Annotated in this window: 20 protein-coding genes and 1 pseudogene; 10 read left to right on the top strand and 11 right to left on the bottom strand. The window is 63.8% G+C overall.

The window, feature by feature from the left end:
* Window positions 1-16 precede the first annotated feature (16 nt).
* The gene (locus KW821_RS17895) at window positions 17-292 is read right to left on the bottom strand and encodes a metal/formaldehyde-sensitive transcriptional repressor (RefSeq protein ID WP_042653346.1); all 276 of its coding nucleotides are present in this window, start codon (window positions 290-292) and stop codon (window positions 17-19) included.
* Window positions 293-363: 71 nt separating this feature from the next.
* Here KW821_RS17895 and dmeF point away from each other — a divergent pair, with 71 nt between their 5' ends.
* Window positions 364-1,296, top strand: a complete 933-nt coding sequence (gene dmeF / locus KW821_RS17900) for a CDF family Co(II)/Ni(II) efflux transporter DmeF (protein ID WP_042653347.1) — start codon at window positions 364-366, stop codon at window positions 1,294-1,296.
* Window positions 1,297-1,316: 20 nt separating this feature from the next.
* Here dmeF and KW821_RS17905 read toward each other — a convergent pair whose 3' ends face one another.
* Window positions 1,317-1,727 carry a hypothetical protein gene (locus KW821_RS17905; protein ID WP_042653377.1) on the bottom strand — a complete coding sequence of 137 codons (411 nt, stop codon included), beginning with the start codon at window positions 1,725-1,727 and terminating at the stop codon, window positions 1,317-1,319.
* A 262-nt stretch (window positions 1,728-1,989) separates the two neighbouring features.
* On the opposite strand from KW821_RS17905, the gene pulA reads away from it, so the two are divergent.
* Window positions 1,990-6,024 (top strand): pullulanase-type alpha-1,6-glucosidase, encoded by a 4,035-nt coding sequence (gene pulA, locus KW821_RS17910; RefSeq protein ID WP_218292401.1) that lies wholly within the window; start codon window positions 1,990-1,992, stop codon window positions 6,022-6,024.
* A gap of 219 nt (window positions 6,025-6,243) precedes the next feature.
* Here pulA and KW821_RS17915 read toward each other — a convergent pair whose 3' ends face one another.
* The gene (locus KW821_RS17915) at window positions 6,244-8,733 is read right to left on the bottom strand and encodes a zinc/cadmium/mercury/lead-transporting ATPase (protein WP_218292402.1); all 2,490 of its coding nucleotides are present in this window, start codon (window positions 8,731-8,733) and stop codon (window positions 6,244-6,246) included.
* A 280-nt stretch (window positions 8,734-9,013) separates the two neighbouring features.
* Between KW821_RS17915 and tpx the strand changes: the two genes are divergently transcribed.
* From tpx to KW821_RS17930, 3 genes are all read left to right on the top strand, one after another.
* Window positions 9,014-9,514 (top strand): thiol peroxidase, encoded by a 501-nt coding sequence (tpx, locus tag KW821_RS17920; protein ID WP_218292403.1) that lies wholly within the window; start codon window positions 9,014-9,016, stop codon window positions 9,512-9,514.
* A gap of 208 nt (window positions 9,515-9,722) precedes the next feature.
* Window positions 9,723-10,943 carry a DEAD/DEAH box helicase gene (locus KW821_RS17925; RefSeq protein WP_218292404.1) on the top strand — a complete coding sequence of 407 codons (1,221 nt, stop codon included), beginning with the start codon at window positions 9,723-9,725 and terminating at the stop codon, window positions 10,941-10,943.
* Window positions 10,944-11,045: 102 nt separating this feature from the next.
* The gene (locus tag KW821_RS17930; protein ID WP_218292405.1) at window positions 11,046-12,539 is read left to right on the top strand and encodes an alkaline phosphatase D family protein; all 1,494 of its coding nucleotides are present in this window, start codon (window positions 11,046-11,048) and stop codon (window positions 12,537-12,539) included.
* Window positions 12,540-12,618: 79 nt separating this feature from the next.
* On the opposite strand, the gene KW821_RS17935 is transcribed toward KW821_RS17930, so the two are convergent.
* The 4 genes from KW821_RS17935 to KW821_RS17950 all read right to left on the bottom strand — a co-directional run bounded on the left by KW821_RS17935 (window position 12,619) and on the right by KW821_RS17950 (window position 17,054).
* Window positions 12,619-13,410, bottom strand: a complete 792-nt coding sequence (locus tag KW821_RS17935) for a hypothetical protein (protein WP_218292406.1) — start codon at window positions 13,408-13,410, stop codon at window positions 12,619-12,621.
* Window positions 13,407-14,723: a sphingomyelin phosphodiesterase gene (locus KW821_RS17940; protein ID WP_218292407.1), complete on the bottom strand. Its 1,317-nt coding sequence runs from the start codon at window positions 14,721-14,723 to the stop codon at window positions 13,407-13,409. The genes KW821_RS17935 and KW821_RS17940 overlap by 4 nt, the downstream gene beginning before the upstream one ends.
* Window positions 14,724-15,039: 316 nt before the next feature.
* Window positions 15,040-15,339, bottom strand: a complete 300-nt coding sequence (locus KW821_RS17945) for a hypothetical protein (protein ID WP_042653355.1) — start codon at window positions 15,337-15,339, stop codon at window positions 15,040-15,042.
* A gap of 110 nt (window positions 15,340-15,449) precedes the next feature.
* On the bottom strand, window positions 15,450-17,054 hold the full coding sequence (locus tag KW821_RS17950) for an ABC transporter substrate-binding protein (protein WP_218292408.1): 1,605 nt from the start codon (window positions 17,052-17,054) through the stop codon (window positions 15,450-15,452).
* A gap of 177 nt (window positions 17,055-17,231) precedes the next feature.
* Between KW821_RS17950 and KW821_RS17955 the strand changes: the two genes are divergently transcribed.
* Window positions 17,232-17,939, top strand: coding sequence for a ParB-like protein (locus KW821_RS17955; protein ID WP_218292409.1), 708 nt, complete (start codon window positions 17,232-17,234; stop codon window positions 17,937-17,939).
* A gap of 48 nt (window positions 17,940-17,987) precedes the next feature.
* Here the strand turns inward: KW821_RS17955 and KW821_RS17960 are convergent, their stop codons facing one another.
* Window positions 17,988-18,653, bottom strand: coding sequence for a CatB-related O-acetyltransferase (locus KW821_RS17960; protein ID WP_218292410.1), 666 nt, complete (start codon window positions 18,651-18,653; stop codon window positions 17,988-17,990).
* Window positions 18,654-18,946: 293 nt separating this feature from the next.
* Here KW821_RS17960 and KW821_RS17965 point away from each other — a divergent pair, with 293 nt between their 5' ends.
* Window positions 18,947-19,375, top strand: a complete 429-nt coding sequence (locus KW821_RS17965; RefSeq protein WP_218292411.1) for a DUF2753 family protein — start codon at window positions 18,947-18,949, stop codon at window positions 19,373-19,375.
* On the opposite strand, the gene KW821_RS17970 is transcribed toward KW821_RS17965, so the two are convergent.
* Complete coding sequence (locus tag KW821_RS17970) at window positions 19,368-20,123, bottom strand: enoyl-CoA hydratase-related protein (protein ID WP_218292412.1); 756 nt, start codon at window positions 20,121-20,123, stop codon at window positions 19,368-19,370. The genes KW821_RS17965 and KW821_RS17970 overlap by 8 nt on opposite strands.
* A gap of 89 nt (window positions 20,124-20,212) precedes the next feature.
* Between KW821_RS17970 and KW821_RS17975 the strand changes: the two genes are divergently transcribed.
* The 3 genes from KW821_RS17975 to KW821_RS17985 all read left to right on the top strand — a co-directional run bounded on the left by KW821_RS17975 (window position 20,213) and on the right by KW821_RS17985 (window position 22,110).
* On the top strand, window positions 20,213-20,653 hold the full coding sequence (locus KW821_RS17975; RefSeq protein WP_218292413.1) for a copper chaperone PCu(A)C: 441 nt from the start codon (window positions 20,213-20,215) through the stop codon (window positions 20,651-20,653).
* A gap of 92 nt (window positions 20,654-20,745) precedes the next feature.
* Complete coding sequence (locus KW821_RS17980; RefSeq protein WP_042653378.1) at window positions 20,746-21,375, top strand: TIGR04219 family outer membrane beta-barrel protein; 630 nt, start codon at window positions 20,746-20,748, stop codon at window positions 21,373-21,375.
* A gap of 54 nt (window positions 21,376-21,429) precedes the next feature.
* Window positions 21,430-22,110 (top strand): SDR family oxidoreductase, encoded by a 681-nt coding sequence (locus tag KW821_RS17985; RefSeq protein ID WP_050718289.1) that lies wholly within the window; start codon window positions 21,430-21,432, stop codon window positions 22,108-22,110.
* Between the two features lie 88 nt (window positions 22,111-22,198).
* On the opposite strand, the pseudogene KW821_RS21925 reads toward KW821_RS17985, so the two are convergent.
* Both KW821_RS21925 and KW821_RS17995 read right to left on the bottom strand, forming a co-directional pair.
* Window positions 22,199-22,318 (bottom strand): annotated as a pseudogene (locus tag KW821_RS21925) (His/Gly/Thr/Pro-type tRNA ligase C-terminal domain-containing protein); the annotation flags it as partial.
* A 284-nt stretch (window positions 22,319-22,602) separates the two neighbouring features.
* Window positions 22,603-23,232 carry a PolC-type DNA polymerase III gene (locus KW821_RS17995; RefSeq protein ID WP_218292415.1) on the bottom strand — a complete coding sequence of 210 codons (630 nt, stop codon included), beginning with the start codon at window positions 23,230-23,232 and terminating at the stop codon, window positions 22,603-22,605.
* Window positions 23,233-23,360 lie beyond the last annotated feature (128 nt).

Here is a 23,360-nt window from a genome sequence, read left to right on the forward strand (position 1 = left end):
GACCCGTCGGGCGTACTCATTTCAGGTAGGAGCGCAGCACCCTCACCACCTGATCCAGATCCTCAAGCCGCTCTGCCTGGGTGGCCTCCTCGGCGCCGAGATGTTCGCGCATGTGACCCTCCAGCACCTCCAGCATCAGGCCGTTGACGGCGCCGCGGATGGCGGCGATCTGCTGCAAGATGGCGGCGCAGTCGGTCTCCTGCTCCAGCGCACTCTCCAGCGCGCCGGTCTGACCCTTGATGCGGCGTACCCGCGCCAGCAGCTTCTTCTTGTTGTGTACCGTGTGTGACATGCAGGATCCTCTCGCGCGATAAAACTATACTGGGGTATAGTATATTGTATTGTCGCCCTCAGGAGAAATTCATGTCATCCGTCGCTAGCTTCCACTGCCATCAACCCGTCGTGCACGAAGGGAATCCGCTGGCCGAACAGAAGACCCGCTGGGCCGTGCTGCTCACCCTCATCATGATGGTGGCGGAGATCGCGGGGGGCTGGGTGTTCAACTCCATGGCGCTGCTGGCGGATGGCTGGCACATGAGCTCCCACGCGCTGGCGCTCGGTCTCTCGGTGCTGGCCTATCGCGCCGCCCGCCACTTCGCCCGGGATCACAGATTCAGCTTCGGCACCTGGAAGATAGAGGTGCTTGGCGGCTTCACCAGCGCCCTGCTGCTGGTGGGGGTGGCCGGCCTGATGCTGTTCGAGTCGGTCACCCGGCTGCTGGATCCCAGCCCGATCCACTATCAGCAGGCGATCGGCATCGCCCTGCTCGGTCTGCTGGTGAACCTGGCCTGTGCCTGGCTGCTCAAGGATGATCATCACCACGATCATCACGGTCACCAGCACGATCACCATGATCACGACCACGGCCATGCTCATCATGATCTGAATCTGCGGGCCGCCTATCTCCATGTGCTGGCCGATGCGGCCACGTCGGTACTGGCCATCTTCGCCCTGGTGGGCGGCATGCTGTGGGGCGCCGACTGGCTGGATCCCCTGATGGGGATAGTGGGCGCGGTGCTGGTGGCCCTGTGGGCCAAGGGCCTGCTGCGCGACACCGGTCGCGTGCTGCTGGATGCCGAGATGGATACCCCCCTGGTGGCGGAGATCCGCGAGGTGATCGCCGAGGGGCCGGCGGCGGAGATCCGCGATCTGCACGTCTGGCGGGTGGGGCAGCAGCAGTATGCCTGCGTGCTGTCGCTGCGGATGGCACAGCCGGTGCCGCCGCAGCAGATCCGCGAGCGGCTCGCCATCCACGAGGAGCTGGTCCATGTGACCATAGAGATAGCCCAGGGCTGAGGCGCGGCGGCTGCGCCGGCTCAGTGAGGCTGGCTGGTGGCTGCCGAGGACTTATCCTTCCAGATGGAGCCGATCAGCAGCTTGAGCAGCAGCCCGGGCGGGTTGTCCAGCAAGCGGCCCGACTCCAGCAGCAGATGGCCGTCGGCCCTGAATCCCAGGCTGGCATGGAGCTGCTCCTCCTCATCGACTATCTGGATGATGCCGTGCAGGATGCCGTGTTCCCCCGGCTGGCAATGGAGCCGCAGCTCGCGCGGCTCCCCCAGCAGGGTGAAGGCCCGGATCCGCGGCGGTGTCTCCTCGTAGTCGGGCCACTTTAAGAAGCGGTACTGCTCGGCGAGCGCCCCGGCCTGCTGGCAAAACTGATCGAACAGCTGACTGATGGCCTGATACTCCTCATCCAGTCGCCTCGCTTGCTCATCGATTCGCGTCATCTGCATCACCCTCGGTATCCAGTTGATCGGAAATTGGTTTTTCCTGCGTCATGGGGTTCTCCCAAGTGATGGGGTGAATATCGCCCCAAGTCTGTGAGCTCGCTCCAATTTTCGTTATGAAAACGTTATCTTGTTGAAACTGGTTGGTTTTTTTTGCCTGCCTGCTCACATTTACAACAATCCCCGCTGACTAATATGACACCGCTCGGCTGCGACCGGGTACTCGAATATCGAGACTAACTACAGCGGGAATTATAAAAAAATGGATATGAAAAAGACCAAGGTGGCGCTGGTAACAGCCTCACTGCTCGCGCTTTTGTCTGGCTGTAATGACAACGGCTCCTCGCCCTCCACTCCACCCTCCCAGGATGGGCCCGTCGCCCGCCTCCCCAATGTACAGCCTCCGGCCGAGCAGCTGGTGGCCGGGCCCGATCAGGCGGTGATCGCCCTGGTCGACACCCAGACCGGCGCGGCGCGCGGCATCGAAGGGCCCTTCGCCGGCCACAGCCTGCACCTGTGGAACAACGATGCCTGTAATGCCACCGCCGACAGCGGCCTGAACGCGAGCTGGGATGACGCCAGCAAGACACCGGCAGCGGTGGACGGCTTCGGTCCCAGCTGGGTGGTGCCGCTCGCCAAGATGGAAGGCTGCATCAACTTCATCGCCCGCAACGGCGATATGGCGAACCTGACCGGCGCCGACATGAAGGTGATCTTCAGCGAGCATCCGGATCGCACCGTGGCCATAGTTGCGGGCAAGAGCGAGATCTTTGGCAGCCGTGCCGAGGCCTTCAGCGCCGCCTTCGGCGTGGCCGGGGCCAGCGCCCACCTGATCGACGGCAACACCCTGATCTGGCAAGGGGGCAAGGACAAACCCCATGTGCGGCTCTACTACACAGAGTCCGGCACCATCAAGGCCAATGCGGAAGGGGTGTTCGACTTCCCCTACCTCAGCCTGACCCCGACCAGTCTCAATGCCGAGCAGCAGGCCAAGTATCCGCACCTCAAGGATGCCGCCGCCTTCGCCCTGCCTGCCGGTAAGGATCTCAAGCCCCTGCTCAAGGGTGAGCTGGTAGCGATCGGTACCGATGCCGAGGGCATACTGCAGGGGGCCACCCTGGTGCAGAGCGCCGGCGCCCTGGATGCAGTCTATGCCGAGGCCGCCACCAAGCTGAGCTATGGCGCCATGGTCGAGGGTGGCAACGTCACCTTCCGGCTGTGGGCGCCGACCGCCAAGTCGGTCAAGCTGGCGCTGTTCGATGAGCAGCATCAGTCCCTCGGCGAGCGCGCCATGACACAAGACGAGGCCAGCGGCAGCTGGAGCCTGCAGGGCGGCGCGGATCTGGTGGGCAAGTACTACCGCTACGCCATCGAGGTCTATCACCCCCTCAGCCGCAAGCTGGAATCCTATCAGGTGACCGACCCCTATTCCCTGAGCCTCGCCATGAACTCCGAGTTCAGCCAGGTGGTGGACCTGGACGATCCGGCCCTCAAGCCGGCGGGCTGGGACAGCCTGAAGGCGCCCCACAGCCAGCAGAACCCGGCCGACATCACCATCTACGAGGCCCATGTCCGGGATCTGACCGGCAACGATGAGAGCACCCTGCCGGAACATAGAGGCAAGTTCCTGGGGCTGACCGACGGCGACAGCAAGCCGGTCACCCACCTGAAGGCCCTGGCCAAGAGCGGCGTCAGCCACCTGCACCTGCTGCCGGTGTTCGACATCGCCACCATCAACGAAGATCCGGCCAAGGTCGCCAACATCGGCGACGACTTCAGCAAGCTGTGCGAGGTGAATGCCGAGGTCAAGAACTCCAAGTTCGCCAGCCACTGTGGCGGCGGCCAGACCATAGAATCGGTGCTGACCGAGCTGCAGAGCGTGGACAGCAAGGATAACCCCGTGGTGCAGGAGCTGTATGGCTATCTGCGCGGGGTGGACTCCTTCAACTGGGGTTATGACCCCTATCACTACACCGCCCCGGAAGGCTCCTACGCCACCAATGCGGAGGGAACGACCCGGATCAAGGAGTTCCGCGAGATGGTGCAGGCCATCAAGCAGAACATCGGCATGAACGTGGTGATGGACGTGGTCTACAACCACACCAACGAGGCCGGGCTCGGCGCCAAGTCGGTGCTCGACAAGATAGTGCCCTGGTACTACCAGCGGCTGAACCCGGAGACCGGTTCGGTCGAGAACTCCACCTGCTGCTCCAACACGGCGCCGGAACACGCCATGTTCGCCAAGCTCGTCGACGACTCCCTGGTGACCTGGGCGCGGGACTACAAGATCGATGCCTTCCGCTTCGATCTGATGGGTCACCATCCCAAGGATCAGATAGTGCAGGCGCTGGCCGAGGTGAAGAAGGTCAACCCCGAGATGTATTTCTACGGCGAGGGCTGGAACTTCGGCGAGGTGCAGGATGACAAGCGCTTCGTGCAGGCCACCCAGAAACACCTGGGCGGCACCGGCATCGGCTCCTTCTCCGACCGGCTGCGGGATGCGGTCCGTGGCGGCAGCCCCTTCGATGGCGGCGATCTCATTCGCAAGACCCAGGGCTTCGGCAACGGCGCCTTCGTGGATCCGAACGAGGTGGACGGCGTCGATCTGGCGACCGCGCTGCACCAGTCCGATCTGGTTCGCCTCGGCATGGCCGGCAACCTCAAGGAGTTCGTGCTGACCGACAAGGACGGCATGCCGAAGAAGGGGGCTGACATCGACTACAACGGCCAGCCCGCCGGTTATGCCCAGGATCCGACCGAGATCCAGAACTATGTCTCCAAGCACGACAACCAGACCCTGTTCGACAACCTGGTCTACAAGGCGCCGGCAGGGGCCGATCTGGTGCGGATGCAGGGGGTGTCGCTCGCGACCGCCATGCTGGGGCAGGGCATTCCCTTCACCCATGCCGGCAGCGAACTGCTGCGCTCCAAGTCCATGGAGCGGGACAGCTACGACTCCGGTGACTGGTACAACCGGGTCGATTACACCCAGGTCGACAACAACTTCGACAAGGGCTTGCCGCGCAAGGACAAGGATGGTGACAACTATCCGCTGATCGAGCAGGTGCTCGGCCAGCACGTCAAGCCGAGCGGGGCTGACATGGAGCGCATGCTGGGCTTCTACCAGGAGCTGGCCGAGCTGCGTCAATCCTCCCGTCTGCTGCGTCTTGGCAGCGGTGCCGAGGTGATCAAGCGGGTCGACTTCCGCAACACCGGGCCGGATCAGATCCCGGGCCTCATCGTGATGTCGGTGGATGACGGCGCGAGCGCCGGGGCGGACTTGGACCCGGCCATCGACGGCCTGGTGGTGATGATCAACGCCACCAATGCCAGCCAGAGTATCGGCGACTTCCGTGACGGCAAGGATCAGCCCATCGACCTCGCCGGCATGGTGTTGAGCAGCGCTCATCACGCTGGTAGCAGCATCGCCAGTGGCGCCGCGTTCGACAACGGCCAGCTGACGCTGGGGGCCTGGTCGGCCGCCGTGTTCGTCAAGCCACAGGCCGGTGCCCAGGGTGCGGGCCTGCCGGTGGGCAAGAAGACGGACCTGAGCACAGTGCCGCCATTTGGTGACACCGAGGTCTTCGTGCGCGGTTTCCTGAACCAGTGGGATCCGGTCAACAAGATGAACTTCGGTGGCAACTTCAGCTACGAGTTCACCACCGAAGTGACGGCGGATCAGCTGGGGATGACTCAGGTGAAGATTGCCGGTAGCGACTGGGGTGGACCGATCAACTACGGCAAGTGCAGCGATACCGACCAGTTGGCGACGGGCCAGATCAGCGGGCTCTGTGCCAACGGTGGGGATCTGCCGTTCAATGCAGACAAGGCAGGTACCTACAAGTTCGTGTTTACCGCCATGAACAAGGACAAGCCCAGCCTGAGCGTCAGCTTCACCGAGCCGGTGCAGAGTTGCAAGGTGCTGGATACCGTAGCGGGCAATCCGCTCGGCTACAACCTGTTCGTCAAGGGTGAGCTGTCCGGCTGGAACGCCCAGCCCCAGTACCAGTTGAGCTACAAGGGGATGGACGGCGCACTCGCCATCTATCAGACCGCGTTCAACTATGCGGGCACCACTGAGTTCAAGGTCGCCAACGAAGACTGGAGCAAGGAGTACCTGCTCAATGGTGGCGGTGCCGTCCAGCCCGAAACGGGTTACCCCTTCGCTTTCTCCGAGCCGGGGAGTTCCAACAACAGCATCACCCTGCCGCAAGGCCTGTGGAGCGTGCTGGTGAAGGTTGACCCGGCAGGGGTCAGCGCCGGTACCGTGGTCATTCAGGAGTGCAGCGCCAAGTAAGGAGACCCATCGAGCCCTGAGCTGGCTCGGCAGCCCAGGGTTGAATTCCACCTCGCCAAGGGTGGGATAAGCCGAGAGAGTAATCACAAAGCGCGACTGCCAGAGGGCAGCCGCGCTTTTTCTTTGCAGGTTCTGCTTCGCCGGTGCCAGGGGAGAGGGGGAAAGAGAAAAGCCGTCACCCCAGGGTGACGGCTTTTGGTGTTTGGCTGGAGCCGAGGATCAGCGCTTGCGCAGCAGCCGCAGGGCGTTGGCGGTGACCAGGGCGGTGGCCCCGGTATCCGCCAGCACCGCTATCCAGAGCCCGGTGATGCCGAGCAGGCTGGTGACCAGGAAGATGGCCTTGAGCCCCAGCGCCAGCGCTATGTTCTGGTGGATGTTGGCGAGCGCCGAGCGCGACAGCCGGATCATGGCGGCGAGGCCGCCGAGCTGGTTGTGGGTCAGGGCCGCATCGGCGGTCTCCAGCGCCACATCGGTGCCGCCGCCCATGGCGATGCCGATGCTGGCCCGCTTCATGGCGGGGGCGTCGTTGATGCCATCCCCTATCATGGCCACCTTGCGGTGCTCGGCCAGCTTGGCGATCTCCTCCACCTTGCCCTCCGGCAGCAGGCTGGCGCGCCAGCCCATGCCGAGCTCGGTGGCGATGGCCTCGGCGGCGCGGGGGTTGTCCCCGGTCAGCATGATGCTCTGCAGCCCCAGCGCCCTCAGCTCCTGCAGCGCCGCGGCAGCGTCTGGCCGGATCTGGTCGCGCAGCGCCAGCAGGGCGACCGGTGTGGTGAGAGCAGTTCCCTCTCCCTCTGGGAGAGGGTGGGGTGAGGGTGCCTGACAGAGCACCACCACCGTCTTGCCTTGCGCCTCCAGGCGGCTGACTCGCTGGTTGATGGCCTCATCTAGGCTCGGGATCCGGCTCGGGGCCAGCAGTTGCCAGAGGGCGCCGTCGATGCGTCCCTCCACCCCCATGCCCGGCAGGGCACGCAGTTCGCTTGCCGCGGCCAGGGTCAGCCCCTGCTCGCTGGCGGCGGCCACCACGGCCTTGGCCAGCGGGTGATGGGAGCCCTGCTCGATGGCGGCGGCCAGCGCCAGCAGCTCGGCCTCTGGTCGGCCATCCAGGCTTATCAGCTCGGTCAGCTGCGGCTTGCCCAGGGTCAGGGTGCCAGTCTTGTCGAAGGCGACCGTGTCCACATGGGCCAGCCGCTCCAGCGCCGCGCCCCCCTTGATCAGGGCCCCTTGCCGGGTCGCCGCCGCCAGGGCGGAGGTCACCGCCGCCGGAGTGGAGATCACCAGGGCGCAGGGGCAGCCGATGAGCAGCAGCGCCAGCCCGCGGTAGATCCACTCGTCCCAGCTCTGGCCGAAGGCGAGGGGTGGCACTATCACCACCAGCAGGGCGACCAGCATCATGGCCGGGGTGTACCAGCGGCTGAAGCGGTCGATGAAGCGCTCTATGGGCGCGCGCTGGGTCTCGGCCTCCTCGATCAGGTGCAGTATGCGGTCGATGGCGTTGTTGCCGGGCTCGGAGACCACCTCCAGGCGCAGCACCCGATCCGCCGCCAGGCTGCCGGCGGGCACCTTGTCGCCCTGACGGCGCTCCACCGGGATGGATTCACCGGTCAGGGCGCTCTCATCAAAGGCCCCGAGGGCGTCCAGCAGGCGGGCATCCGCCGGCAGGCGGGCGCCGGGGGCTATCTCTATGATGTCGCCGGGGCGCAGCTCGTCGGCCGCGACCTCCTCCCGTACTTCACTCTGTGCCTGACCTTGTAGAACAGTGCGAATGCGCAGCGCCTTGTCGGGCACCAGCGCCATCAGGGCGGTGACGCCGGCGCGGGCACGGCCGGCGGCATAGGCCTCCAGGTGCTCCCCCAGCATGAACAGCAGCAGCACCATGGCCGCCTCGGCGGTCTCGCCGAGGAAGAGGGCGCCGAGCGCCGCCACCGTCATCAGGGTCTCGATGGCGAAGGGGGAGCCGCTCCTGGTCAGGGCCCAGGCCTTGCGGGCGACGGGCCAGAGTCCCCACAGGGTCGCCAGGATAAACAGCGGCTGGCCGATCTGGGCCGGCAGCAGGGCGGCCACCAGCATCAGGGCGGCCAGGGAGAGGGGTTGCCCATATTTGCCAAATAAGTTGCCGAGCAGGCTCATCACCGGGCTGCGGCGGGTTTCGGCCGCCTTGCCCCGGGTCTCGCCCTTGAGCCGGAAGCCTGCGGCCAGCACTGCGGCGGTGACGGGATCGGGGGAGAGCTCGGGGGCGAGATCCACCACCAGCTTCTCGGTGGCAAACAGCACCCGCGCCTGCTGCACGCCAGGGACCCGGCTGACGGCGGTCTCTATCTTGCGGGCGCAGCTGGGGCAATCCATCCCCAGCACCTGCCAGCTGTGGCGGCGACTGTGCTGCTCCGGCGCGCCCAAGGGCTCGCTCGCCTCGGCCGCTTCGGCATGGGCATGATGCTCATGCTCATGCTCATGCTCATGCTCATGGTCGTGGGAGGGAGACGGGCTGCAGCAGCCCTGGCCGTGACAGCCTCCTCGGGGGGGCTCGTCATCCCCGGGCGAATCGTTCGCCTGCGTCTCATGGGGGGCCGGGCTGGCGCAGGCGCTGACCGGCGCGACCTGGTCGCAGCAGTGGTTGTCGTGCCGATGCTGGGTCTGGCCCGCGTCTGCCTTGTTGACGGCCTTGATGGGGGCTGCGGCGTGCTGATGATTGCAGCAGGATTTGCTCATGGTGAATCCCTCTTGAGTGGATCCCGTCGGTGCGGGAGCGCAGAAAACTGAGGGGAGTGTAAACCTTGGTGCTTAGTCCAAGGTCAAGCCCTAATCTCCCCTCTTGTTCGGGAGGCGGTTTGCCAGTCAGGGGATGAGGATATATCCCGCTCTTATTGTGGTGAGGGTAAGTCGACTTGAGCCGAACGGGACATATCCCTCTTATTGGCGGGTGTTTGTCCCGTCCGGCTGGGCCTATACTGGAGGCCTGGATCCCCCTTAGATAATTAGAGGACACAACATGAGCAATACCGTCACCCTGCAAGGCAACCCCGTCTCCGTTTCCGGTCATCTCCCCGTCGCCGGTGAGCAGGCCAAGGCCTTCTCCCTGGTTGCCAAAGACTTGTCCGATGTGACCCTGGCGAACTACGCCGGTCAGCGCAAGATCCTGAACATCTTCCCGAGCGTCGATACGCCGACCTGCGCCACCTCGGTGCGCAAGTTCAACGAGCAGGCCAGTGCCCTGAACAACGCCGTTGTGCTGTGCATCTCCGCCGATCTGCCGTTCGCCCAGTCCCGCTTCTGCGGCGCCGAAGGCCTGGACAAGGTCGTGAGCCTGTCCACCATGCGTGGCGTCTCCTTCCTGCAGGATTACGGCGTGGCCTTCTCCTCCGGCCCGCTGGTTGGCCTGGCCGCCCGTGCCATCGTCGTGCTGGACGAGCACAACAAGGTGCTGCACAGCGAGCTGGTAGCCGAAGTCGCTGACGAGCCGAATTACGCCGCCGCCCTGGCCGTGCTGTAATCTCGTTAGCCTGATTGCCCGACGGCCTGCCCTGTTTCAACACAGGCGCAGGCCGTTTTTATTTCTGGCGCGGGGAGTTCGCCCCCGTTTCTTTATCCAGCCCCACAACCCCTGGCGGCGCCGGAGTCGGCACCATCCTTTTACTTATCAGGGCAGTCTGGCTAGACTTCGCCTCCCACTTCTTATTCAGCCGATACCTGCCTAGCCCATGACCTTTAACGAACTCGCCCTCGATCCCGCCCTGCTGGCCGCCCTGCCTGCCGACTTGCATACCCCGACCCGCATCCAGCAACTAGCCATTCCGGCGGCGCTGGCGGGGCAGGATCTGCTGGCGCTGGCCCAGACCGGCAGCGGCAAGACCCTGGCGTTCGGCCTGCCGCTGCTGCAACGGCTGGATCCGGCCTCCGATCGGGTGCAGGGGCTGGTGCTGGTGCCGACCCGCGAGCTGGCCACCCAGGTAAGCGCCGCGCTGCAGGGCGGTGCCGAGGCGTTGGGGCTGCGTGTCCTGACCCTGTGTGGCGGGGTGGCGCAGGAGCAGCAACAGGCCGAGCTGGCGCTGGGGCCGCAACTGCTGGTGGCGACCCCGGGGCGGCTGCGCGACTTGCTGGCCCAGCGCTTGCTGGGGTTGAGCAACCTGCGTGCGCTGGTGCTGGATGAGGCGGATCGCCTGCTGGAGATGGGCTTCTGGCCCGACATCCAGTGGCTGATGAACGCCATGCCTGCGCAGCGGCAGAACCTGCTGTTCTCCGCCACCCTGCCAACCGAGCTGGAGAGCCTGGCCACTGGTCTGCTGACGAACCCGGTGCGCATCGAGGCGGATCCGCTCAACGGCCTGGTGAGCGAGATCGAGGAGCGGCTCTATCTGGTCAACAAGAGCGGCAAGGTGCCGGCACTCATCGGCTTGCTCAAGGAGCAGGATTGGCCTCAGGTGCTGGTGTTTATCAGCGCGCGGGACGATGCCGACGGCGTGGCCAGGAAGCTCGCCAAGGCGGGTATAGCGGTGGCGGCCCTGCATGGCGACAAGGATCAGGCTGTGCGGGAGCAGGCGCTTGCCGACTTCAAGGCGGGCAAGGTGCGGGTGCTGGTGGCCACGGATCTGATGGCGCGCGGCATCCATGTGGAGGCGCTGCCCGTGGTGATCAACCTGGACCTGCCCGCCAGCGCCCCCGTCTATGTGCATCGCATCGGCCGCACCGCCCGCGCCGGGCGCAAGGGGCTCGCCATGTCCCTGGTCTGCCACGGCGAGACCGAGACCCTCGCCGCCATCCGCACCCTGACCGGCCGTGAGCTGGCGCTGGCCGAACTGACCGGCTTCCCGGTGACCGACCAGCCCGCGAGCGGGGAGGGCAAGCGCGCCCCCAGAGACAAGCAGGCGAATCGCCGCACCGCCAACAAGCGCAGCGTCAAGCAGTTCAAGGGCAAGGCGTGATGCCGCTCGCTACCGCCTGAGATAGCGCGCCTCCCAGCTGGTCAGTATCAAAGGACGCCTGTTTCGCTATGCTGCATGGGTGAAATCATGGAGGGATAAGCGATGACGACTTTGGTAATGGGCCCCCTGCTGGGGCTCGAATCGGACACACAATACAGCATCTGTTTTCTGGCGGGAGCGGACTGCAAGGCGGCTGACGTCAGAGTCAATGGCAAGCTGCTGGCCGCCAGCAAGCAGGCGGATACCCCCAAAGGCGGCTTCTGGCGAGCGCTCTGGTCGGCGCCCGCCAAGGCCAAGACCAGCACCATCGGCTACGAGATCCTGCTGGATGGGGTGCCCGCCCAGGATCTGGCCGGGGCTGAGCAGTGGCAGTTTCATCTGCCGGGCCTGAAAGATCAGGTGCTGATTGGCTATGCCTCCTGCAACGGTTTCTCCGACTTCAAGCTGCTCACCTCCACCCCCCAGCCCTACGCCATGTGGGACAAGCTTGCCGCCGAACACCAGGCGCATCCCTTCTCCCTGCTGTTGATGGGCGGGGATCAGGTCTATGCCGATTCTCTCTGGACCACGGTGCCGACCCTGAAAGCCTGGAACGAGCTGGACAGGACCGAGAAGGTCAAACGCAAGGCGACCCGCACCATGGAGGAGCAGCTCGACCGCTTCTATTGCGAGCTCTACTGCAAGCAGTGGGGCCGCCCCGAGGTGGCGCGCATGCTGGCCCGGGTGCCCAATGCCATGATGTGGGACGATCACGACATCTTCGATGGCTGGGGCAGCTACCCCGCCGACTTGCAGGGCTGCGAGGTCTATCAGGCCATCTATGCCGCCGCCGCCAAGTATTTCCGGCTGTTCCAGCTGCGCTCCGGCGCCAATGGATCCTTGCTGGATCCGGCGAACCTGAGTCACCACTCCTGGCGGCTGACCTTTAGGGGCTATCAGATACTGGCGCTGGACAACAGGGCGACCCGCAGCCAGAGCCAGGTGATGAGCCGGGGGCAGTGGGATCAGGTCAATGGGGCGCTGGCCGCCTGCAGCGAGGGGCACCTGCTGGTGATGGCGGGGGTGCCGGTGGTCTATCGGGACTTCTCCTTCACCGAGGCGGCGCTGGATGCCACCCCCTGGGAGGAGGAGCTGACCGACGATCTCAAGGATCACTGGCGCGCCAAGGCCCACGAGGGGGAGCGGGCCCGCCTCATCATGCGACTGCTGGACAACGCCCAGCAGCGGCGCAAGGCCGACAAGGGGGCGTCCAGAACCCTGATCCTGTCGGGGGATGTGCACGTGGGTTGTCTCGGAGTGATCCAGGACAGGCGGGTGGGCAAGGGGGTGATGAATGTGCATCAGCTGGTCTCCTCCGGCATAGTGCATCCCTGCCCGACTCAGTTCCAGTGGATGGGGATCCTCGCCATGACCAACGACGAGCCCGAGTATCTCGACGAGAGCCGGCTGATCCGCACGGAGCTGATCAAGCCGTTTGGCGCCACCGTCTACCTGCGCACCCGCAACTTCGCCACCCTGCAGATGGGCAGCGATGACAAGCTGTGGGCCAACTGGCATTGCGAGAACGGGCTGGCGGCCAGCTACCCGCTGGCCTGAGGCGATTGAGCAAGAAAAGGGCCCATAGCGGGCCCTTTTTCGTGTCTGCTGCGTGCCGGACCGTGATGTCAGCCTGGCGTCAATCCGTTCGGGGGCGGCCCTGCTCCTGGACGAAGAAGTCGCGCCTGAACTGGCCAAGCACCTCTTCCCGGTGCTGCTGCCAGCGCGCGTCGTCCATGGCCCCCTGACTGGCCGCGAGTTGCTGTTCCAGCTCGGCCAGCTGCAGCTGATAGCGGCTGCGCTGATCCAGCTGCTGCTGGCGCGCCCCGGCGAAGGCCAGGCTGGCCTCGGCCCGCCCAGCGGGCAGGAAGTGGCGCACCAGGGTCTCCAGCTCCTCGTCCCCCCACAGCTGGCGTGCCTGCTGCAGGCGGGCATCCGGGTTGAACAGATCCGCCGCCAGATCCGGGTATTGCGCCGCCCACTCGTCCTGCAACCGGGTCAGGGCAGCCAGCCGCTCGGCCAGGCTCAGCTGTTCGCCGTCGCTGGCCAGCTGCGCCAGCGCCTCGGCGTAGCGTCCCTGCAACAGGGTCAGGCTCTCCCCCTCGCTCAGCCACTGCGACTCCACGCCGGCCAGATTGACCAGCCGCTCGGCCAGCGGCTGATCGCTGTCGGCGATGTCACCTGCGAGCTGCTGGCTCATCCCCTCCGGCATGGCGCGCCAGCTCTGGGGAGCCTTGGTGGCGCCAGTGGCCGCGGTGGCGGAGGCGTCATGTGCGGCGACCCCCGGCTGAACGGGCTGCGGTGGGCTGGCGTTCGTCGGCGGCGTCCCTGCTTGGGCGGCTGTCGCCGAGCCGGGCTCATCCTGCCGGCCGATAGTGAGCAGCAACAGCGAGAGGGCCGCCAGCGCCAGGATCCCGTGGCGGCGTTTCATCGGGCTATCTCTCCCTTGACCGGGAAGTGATCGGAGAGGTTGCTGGCGGGCCAGAGGCTGCCATCGCTGCTGCGGGGGATCCAGACGCTGTTGAGGTTGTGGCTGGCGGCGCCGTACTCCCGGCTCACCAGCAGATAGTCCAGGTACTCGACGTTGGCACCGCCGGAGAGGGGCCCGCCAGCGTAGGGGTTGAGCCTGGGATCGAAGGTGGCCTCGGTGTAGCCGCCATAGGCGGGGGCATGGGCGTTCAGATTGGCCAGCATGTTGGCGTAGTCGTCGGCGAACTTGCGCTTGTTGACGTTGAAGTCACCGCCGTAGATGACGGTGTCCGTGGGCGGGATCTTGAGGCTGGTGGCCAGGCTGCGGATCTGGCCGAACTGGATCTGGCGCAGTCGCCTCGCCTCGTCGGTGTCGAAGCTGGCGGTGTGGGTGGCGAACAGGTGCCAGGCCTTGCCGCCCTTGATCACCTCGGCGTACATCACCCCCTTGTCGGCGAAGCAGTCGGTGCCGGTGCACTGGGGATAGACCAGCTGGGCCTCACGCACTATGGGGTAGCGGCTGACGATCACCACGCCGCCGTCATGGATGTTGATCCCCGGCTGGTCGAGCACCTTGGTCTGGTAGGGATACTCCTTCGCCAGCGCCTGCAGGAAGCCCTCGCGCCGGCCATCGAACACCTCCTGCAGCAGCAGGGCGTCATAGCCCTTGAGATAGCCGGGCAGCAGGGTCAGCCGCTCGCCTATGCTGGCGGCGATCACCGGCAGGGCCCAGACGTTGTAGCTGGCCACTTTGAGCTTGTCCTCCGCCGGCTCCGGCTGTTCCTCTTGTCGGGCGGGGGTCAGCATATAGTGCAGATCGTCGTAACGGCCGGTGTACTTGGCGGCGAAGGCCAGCTCCTGCGGGCCCGCGGTGCGATGCAGGGCGCGATCGCTCTGCCAGCCAGAGCTGGCGGTCGGCGTCTCGCCGCCGTGCTGCAAGGTGGTGTTCCACCAGGTGCCCTCCATCAGCTGGTTGAGGCGATAGGTGTCGCCGCCGGCGGTGGTGACACGGGTCTCGAACAGATAGTTTTTGCCCGCCTTCACCCCCTCGTAGCGATTGAAGCTGAGCACCATGGCGCTCTCCCAGGGGCCCAGCTCTGTCCTGTGCTGAGTCCACTGGCTGCCCGGCTGCAACTGGCCGCTGCCGCTCTGGCGGATCTCCAGCTGCAAGGGCTCGGGGCCGTTGTTGGTGAGGTAGACGTCGGTATCGGCCAGCGCCTGCAACGGCAGCTGGCAGGCCAGCAGCAGGGCGGAGTAACTCAGGGTCTTGTGCATCATGAAGTCCTTTTGGTTGAGGCACGGTGGAAACTGACTGTTATGGCGGGTATAGAGGTCATTTCATTTACATTTTTGTTACAAGTAAATGAAAGGCCCCATATGGGTAGAGTGGAATTTATGGAGGGGAGTGAACGGTGCGGGGAGGGGCGGTGTGGTCGAGTCCGGCTGTTAGGGAGGTGAACGGCGCAGGGGGATCATGGACGCACCGTTGGGTGCCGACTCAGGTATTGGTTCTATGGCTAAAAGGGGGACGCCGGCGGGAGAGGGTTAGCAGCCGCTGTCGCGACGGAGGGAACTGGTCGCGGGCCGGGGCTTAGCGCACCTGGCTGAAGTCGTGGATCTCGCCGGCCCTCGGGTTGAAGCGGGGATCCCTGTCCTGATCGCGGGCGACCCAGGCCATGGCCTGGCAGAAGCTCTCCCGCTTGGCGAACTCCTCGCGCACCTGATCGATGGCACGCTCGGCCTTGCGCCGCTCCATCTTGCTGGCCTTGCGATCGCTGAACTGCTGTTGCTGATCCAGCATCCATTCGGTGAAGGCTTGCCGACATTCGGCTTCATTGGCCGCCTGGACGGGCAGGGCGCCGCACAGGGCAAGCAGGAGGAGAACACGCATGACGGATGGGGACGGGTGGCCGGCTGGAGTCAGGAGGGCGGCATTTTATGCCGAGAGCGGGGATCGGGACAATGCCGAAATGGGGCCAGCCGGGCTGGCCCCGTTCCGTATCAGTGCTTGATGAGGTAGAGCTGGCGGCTGTAGGCCACGTCTTCCGGGTTGTTGATGGGGTAGCCCTTGAGCCAGGGCTTGATCAGCCGGGCATTGGTGTACTGGTAGATGGGGGCGATCGGTGCCTCATCCAGCAGTATGGTCTCGGCCTCGTCGAACAGCCGGGCCCGCTCGCGCTCATCCTGGCTCCTGGCCGCCAGGGCCAGCAGCTCGTCGTAGCGGGGGTTGGCGAAGCGGGCCATGTTGCCGCTGTGGTGGGAGCCCCACAGGCCGAGGAAGGCGGAGGGATCGTTGTAATCGGCCACCCAGGAGGAGCGGATCACCTCGAACTGGCCGCTCTGGCGGCTGTCGAGATAGGTCTTCCACTCCTGATTGGTGAGCTCGACCTGGGCCCCCAGCTTCTGCTTCCACAGGCTGGCGATGGCCAGCGCCATCTTCTTGTGGATCTCCGCCGTGTTGTAGAGCAGGGTCAGCTTGAGTGGCCTGGTCGGGCCGTAGCCCGCCTCTGTCAGCAAGGCCCTGGCCTTCTCGTCCAGCTCGCGCTGGCTGCTGCTGGAGAGCAGGTTTGCGGCGGGCTCAAAGCCCGCGGTCACGTCCGGGGTGAAGTGATAGGCCGGCTTCTCGCCGGTGCCTAGCACCTTGTTGGCGATCAGCCCCCGATCGATGCTGTAGGAGAGCGCCTTGCGCACCCGCACATCGTTCAGCGGTGCCTGCCGGGTGTTGAAGGCGTAGTAGTAGGTGCCGAGCTGCTCCGGGGTATAGACCTCCCCCGGGATCTGCTTCATCAGCTTCTGGTACAGCTCCTTGGGGAAGGATTCGGTGATCTGCAGGTCGCCCGCCAGGTAGCGCTTGGTGGCGGCGCTCTCCTGGTTGATGGGCACGAAGGTAACCCTGGTCAGCACTGTGTGGGCGCGATCCCAGTAGTAGGGGTTCGGGGTCAGCTCCAGCTTCTCGTTCACCACCCGGTGACTCAGCACGAAGGCGCCGTTGCCAACCAGCTTGCCCGGCTGGGTCCACTGGTTGCCATATTGCTCCATGCTGGCCCGGTGCAGCGGCGACAGGCTGGGGTGGGTCAGCAGGCTCAGGAAGTAGGGCACCGGCTGGGAGAGCCTGACCCTCAGGGTGTGGTCGTCGAGCGCCTCCACCCCGAGTGCCTCGGGAGCCAACTTGCCCGCCACTATCTCGTCCACGTTGGTGAAGTGAGCCAGCTGGGCGAACCAGGCGAAGGTGGCGGCCTCTTTGGGATCCACCAGCTTGCGCCAGCCGTAGACGAAGTCGGCGGCCCGCACCGGATCCCCGTTGGACCAGCGCGCATCCGGCCGCAGATGGAACGTAAACTGCTGGTTATCCTCACTCTCCCAGCGTTCGGCGACCCCGGGCAATACCTTGCCATCCGGCCCCTGGGTCAGCAACCCCTCGTAGAGATCCCGCAGCACCTGCAACTCGGGCAGACCGACCAGCTTGAGTGGGCTCAGGCTGGTTGGCTCGTCCTTGAGATGACGCACGACCGCCTGCTCAGCGGCGAGTTGGGTGCCGGGGGGAACATCGGCGGCCTGGACACAGGCGGCGCCAAGCAGGGCCAGCAGGGGACTCCATCCTTTCATGGTTGATCCTTCAAATTGTGTGAAGCGGGGAGAAAACTCGGCGAGAAATGATCGCCGCCAGATGGGAAATTATGATATCTCCTTTGCTGGTCAGACCGCCAGCCTGAGTCCCCTGATATCCGGGGCCCCATGGCGCCTTATTTGTCCCCGCGCCGTGCGCGGGAAGAGGAGTGAACGATGAGAGCATGGATGTTGCTGGCTTGCCTACTGAGCCAGGGTGCCTGGGCGCTGGCGCCCTGCGAGCGCACCAGCCAGGTGGGCAGCTGGTGCGAGGTCAGTCTGGATCAGTTGCACCCGACCCAGGGTGGTGTGGGCCAGATACAGGTCGACAGCACCCAGGCCGAGCTGGCCGACAAGAGTGCAGAGCAGCTCGACAAGCTGATGAAGAAGAAGGAGATCCCCGTCGTCATCGCCCCCGATGGCGGCTACTGGCTGGTGGACAGGCACCACCTGAGCAAGGCGCTGTGGCAGCAGGGGGTGAAGCGGGTGCGGGTCAAGGTGATCGCCCGGCTGCAGGACAAGGCCAGCTTCTGGAGCCAGATGCAGAATCACCACTGGGCCTGGCTGAAGGATGAGCAAGGCCAGCCGTTGACCCCGCAGCAGTTGCCGAGGCACATCGGCGAGCTGCCGGATTACCCCTACCGTACCCTGGCGGGCCTGCTGCAGGATGCGGGCTATTTCAGCAAGAAGGATCAGGTCTACTTCGTCGAGTTTGCCTGGGCCAGCTGGCTCGGCCAGCAGATGGACTGGCTGCCGGTCAATGCCGCCAACCTGGCGGATCGCCTCGCCCAGGCCAAGCGGCTGGCGTGCAATGACAAGGCCAAGGGCTTGCCGGGCTATCCCGGCAAGCAGTGCCGTCTCAACCCGCCGCGCAGTGGCAGCTGAATCAGGGGCAAAAATGGGACTGATGCGGGGCGCCTGGGCGCCCCGCATTTATTCTCCCTGGCTGACGCCTTGCCAGCGGGCGGCGGCTTGTTCCAGCAGCGTCACCTCTTCTTGCTGGATCAGCGGCAGCAGGGCCTGCACCTGCTCATCCGGCCAATCCCACCAGGCCAGCGCCAGCAGCCGGGTTATCTCGTCCTGCGGGAAGCGCTGGCGGATCACCCTGGCGGGGGAGCCGGCCACCACGCAATAGGGCGGCACATCCCGGGTGACCAGGCTGCGGGCGGCGATGATGGCGCCATCCCCTATGGTGACGCCCGGCATGATCATGGCTTCCATGCCGATCCAGACGTCATTGCCGATGCGGGTATCGCCGGCGGGTCTATAGCTGCGTTGCAGGGCCTCCGGGGTGGCGAAGGGATAGGTGCTGATGAAGGCCGGGTTGTGGGTGTGGTTGCCACCCATGATGATCTTCACCCCGGCCGCTATCTGCACATAGTCGCCGAGATGGAGCCGGTCTATGTGCCAGATCGGCTCCCAGCCGGTGTCGGCCGAGCGGCTCCAGCGGTCCCCGTGCAGGTAGCGCACGACTTCCTCTTCGAAGGGACCGTCCCAGGCTCCCGAGTAGTAGCTGTGTCGCCCCTTGAGGCAGATGTTGGGATTGGTCACCGTCAGATGCAGGTATTCGACCTGCGACCAGTGTTGGCAGATGGTCATTGCTGTGTTCCTCGTTGAATGGATCGGGATTGGATGCGCGAGTCGGCGCAGCTAATAGATCCAGACCAGCAGGCGGGGCACGCACAGGGTGGAGCAGCCCAGCGCCTGGGGTGAACGGGGTTTTTGCATGAGGAAGGGGCTCCCGACAGAAGAGGCCAGATGGTAAGGGATGGGGAGGGCGATGCCAAGTCGATGGGGCAGAAGTGGTCAAAACCTGCACAAAGGGTCTGGTTGATATTTATTCTCAATTGGCCATGATACAGGCTCCACTCATGTCGGTAGAGGAGAGGAAGATGACGAATCACAACTGGCAGCGTTACATGCTGGAGGCGGAGAATGCCCTCGGCAAGGGGGCGCTGGGGGCGGCCATCTGCCTCTATCAGCAGGCCCTTGGCGAGGTGTATGAGCTGGCGTCCGGCGATCTGGACGAACTGGCCAGCATGCGGGTCGCCACCTGTCACCGGCTGGCCGATTTCTGGCGCGCCATGGAAGAGCCCGCCTACGAGCTGCGTTACCTAAAGCTCGCCTCCGAGCTGGTCACCGCCCTGGTGCCGCAATGTCCCAACCGCGAGTGCGAGAGCCTGATCAGCGAGCTGGGTTGCTGTCGCGCCGCCCTGCTCTCCTTCCTCAAGCGCCACCCCAATCCCGAGATCGCCAGGCTGATCCAGCTGCAGGACAGGGTGCAGGGCTGCGAGCTGATCGGCCGCTTCCGCCTCAACTAGCGGCTGTGCGCCTGAGCTTGTGGGCGATGCGTTCCTGAGCCTCTTCCCCCTGCAGGGCGAGGGAGAAGGCGCGGGCCTCCAGATCGATGACGAAATGCACCGCCTGTTTGAGCTCCTGCCTGAGCAGGGCCTTGCTCTTCTGTAGCGCCTTCGGCGGCTTGGCCGCCAGCTTCAGCCCTTGTGTTCTGGCAAAGGAGAGCAGTTCATCCGCCGCCAGCACCCGGTTGGCCAGCCCGAGCCGCAGCGCCTCCGCGGCATCGATAGCCTCCGCCAGCAGCAACAGCTCGGCCGCCTTCAGGTGGCCGACGGCCCGGGGCAGCAGCAGGCTGGAGGCAAACTCCGGTACCAGCCCCAGCTCGACGAACGGCAGCTGCAAACGGGCATTCTGTGCCAGATAGACCAGATCGCAGTGCAGCAGCAGGGTGGTGCCTATGCCGACCGCCGGGCCGGCGACGGCGGCGATGACGGGCTTGGGAAAATCCACCAGGGTGTGCAGGAATTGCAGTATGGGGTCGTCCGCCGCCAGGGCCGACTTGCCGACGAAGTCGGCGAGATCGTTGCCGGCGGTGAAGCAATCCTGCTGCCCCTGCAACAGCAGCACATGGACCCGCTCATCCAGTGCCGCCTGCTGCAGCGCCTGGGTGAGGGCCAGATACATCTCGGTGTTGAGGGCATTGCGCTTGTCCGGCCGGTTGAGGGTCAGGATGAGCAAGCCATCCTGCTGCTCGGCCAGAATTGTGAGGGCCATGTCTGAATCCTTGTTGTCGGGGGCTGTCAAAGCCCTCTCTTGAGGGTAAGCTTCGCTTCGTTTGACAACATCATAAAAGGATTTCAACCATGTTTAAACGTGCGTTCTACACCATCCTGACCCTGTGTCTGGCGGCCCCCGCCCTGGCCAAGGTCGAGGCCGTCGATGGCTATGTGCGCCTGCTGCCCCCCGGCTCACCTAACACCGCCGCCTTCATGGTACTCAAGAATGATGGTGACCAGCCGGTGACCCTGACCGCCGTCTCCTCTCCCGAGGCCGCACGGGCCGAGCTGCACACCCATCTGCACGAAAACGGGGTGATGAAGATGCGCCAGGTCGATGGTATCCAGATCCCGGCCAAGGGCGAGGTTGCCCTCAAACCCGGCAGTTTCCACATCATGCTGTTCGAGGTGCGCGACCTCTCGCAGGCCGTCCCTGTCCCCCTGACCCTGACTCTGGACGATGGCCAGAGCCTCACTCTGAGCCTGCCGGTGAAGCCGGTTGAGCCGACGAAAGGCATGCAGCACTGACATTAATGGACGCGTGTTCAGCTTTTTACTCTAGGTATTCCCGAAACACTGGGTAAAATGATGGCCTTTCCAGTCCATTAGGGAGCGATATGATGAAAAAGACTTTGATTGCCGGCAGCATGCTGGCCCTGTTCAGCCATGCAGCCATGGCCGCCGATGACTGGCGTTTCGCGGTTGGCGCCGACATGTGGAACTCCCAGGGGAGCGGCCAGGTCAGCGGTGTCGATGCCGATGGCAGCTATGACGACAACTACAACTGGAGCGGCTACCTGCAACTGGAGCACGGCATCATCTTGCTGCCCAATGCCAAGCTCGAGATGACCGATTTCAGCACCAGCGGCGGCGCATTCAACAACGATCTGCTGGCCTATGATCTGAGCCTCTACTACCGCCTGATGAACAACGACATGTTCCAGCTCGATCTGGGTCTGACCGGTCGTCGTTACGATGGTGACTTCAACACCCAGCACTACTCCTATGACAAAGACGTGCTGATGGCCTACACCGGTGGTGAAGTGCGCATCCCGGGGACCGGCTTTGCCGCCTTCGGCGATCTGCGCATGCAGGATGGCGACAACTACGACTACCGTCTGGGTGGTTCCTACAAGTTTACCTCCCTGCCGCTCAAGATCCGTGCGGGCTGGCGTGAAGCCGAGATGGACTTCGACAAGGTCGATCAGAACATCGACGGCTGGTTCATCGGTGGTGAATTCACCTTCTGATCGGACGGGACATGATGATGGACTCCATCATCGGCATGTGACGAGGACAATATAATGGGCCACATCATAGTGACTGGCGCAGGCTCCGGCCTCGGACGCGCGCTGACAATCGGACTGGTTGAGCGCGGTCATCGGGTCTCCATGATGGGGCGCCGTTATCAGAAGCTGCAGGAGCAGGAGCGGCTGCTTGGCCGCGCCGTGGTCGGCATCGCCGCCGATCTGGCCCACCACGAAGAGGTGGAGATGGCGTTTTCCGCTGCTGTGGCCTGGGGTGGTTTGCCGGATCTGGTGATCCATTGTGCCGGCGTGGGCGAATTCGGCCCGGTCGGCGTCTACACCGCCGAGCAGGTGCGCCGGGTGGTGGAGAGCAATCTCATCTCCACCATACTGGTGGCCCAGCAGACGGTGCGCCTCATCGGCAGCAAGGGCGGCGTGCTCGCCAACGTGCTCTCCTCCGCGGCGCAGACCGGCAAGGCCAACGAGAGCCTCTATTGCGCCTCCAAATGGGGCATGCGAGGCTTCCTGGAGTCCTTGCGAGCCGAACTCAAGGGCTCGCCCCTGCGACTGGTGAACCTCTATCCGAGCGGGATCCGCAGCGAATTCTGGGATGGATCCTCTCATGTGGACTCGAGCAACTTCATGACGCCGGAAGACGCCGCCGCCTATATGCTGGATGCGTTGGAAGCCAGAAGCAGCTGTCATGTGACCGATCTCTTCATCGGTCGCAACGAGTAAGCCCCGCCTCGTCACGCCTTCCCGGCAGGCAGACAACAAAAAGCGCGCCATGGGCGCGCTTTTTTCTTGCTGCATGGCGGCGGTAATAACGACCCGACTTGCCCTTGAGCAGGGCGGCGATGTCGTCGATCGCCACTTTCTGCTTCTCGCCGGAGCGGCGGCACTTGTACTCCAGCACGCCGTTGTCCAGGCCGCGATCGCCGATGATCTGGGGCATCGCCAGCGGGGCATGGGTAATATGCTGTGCAATTGGATGTGGGAATGATTGATATATTTTAAGGCCGACAATGCAATGTATTAACTAAGGTGGAAATTATCAACATGTAAAAATAAACGTTTAGAGTGAAATGACAAAAGCACCTATTTTTATAATGCGTTATCGCAACTTACCACTCCAACGTTTAATGTTTCGAATATAACGAATGTATATCCAGCCCCATGCAGAATCATATTTAAATTCTGGTGGAGATTAGCTAATCGTACCTGAAGTTCTCATTTTTTAGCCGCATATCCCTGCAGGAAGGACTGAACTGCATGCTTTGATTTTTTGCCAAGGGTTAGCAGCAAGTCAAAATCAGGGTTGATAATGCCATATCGACATTCTAATTCCTTTAACAGGGCGAGCCACAGATGCGCCGTCACTTCGGCATCTGCCAGTGCGCGGTGAAATACGCCGTCATTGGGTAAGCTCTGGTATTGCACCAGGGTAGCCAACTTATGATTCGGCGCCTCGGGGAATAGCCGTCTCGACAGCAGCAAGGAGCAGGCGAACTGCCCAGGATAGTGCGCCGAAAGTCGCTCTATTTCAGCATCCAGAAAGCGCTTGTCGAAGGAGGCATTATGGGCGACCAGATTATCATCACCGATAAACTCGACGAAGTCCGCCATCACCTCACCGCAAGGTGGCGCCTGTTTCAGCATGGCATTGCTGATCCCGGTATATTGCTCAATAAAGCTGCTGACGTTAAAGCCGGGATTCATCAACGCCGAAAAACGTTCACTGATATGGCCGTTTTCAATCCGGACGGCACCAATTTCTATCGCTCTATCACCTTGTCCTGGTGAGAGCCCAGTAGTCTCGAAATCGAGTACGACAACGGTATTGGCTAAGGCGGTGGGCATAATCTCTCGGGCAATCTGGATAAAGAACGTCAGTCTAGAAAATCTGCTACTTCATGTACAGCGCAATATCGAGATGCTGCTGGACCCTTGCTTTTATGATGAGCAGCAGAGACGGACAACATATAAAA

Origin of the sequence: Aeromonas sp. sif2416 (assembly GCF_019218665.1) — a bacterium.
GTDB lineage: Bacteria > Pseudomonadota > Gammaproteobacteria > Enterobacterales > Aeromonadaceae > Aeromonas > Aeromonas encheleia.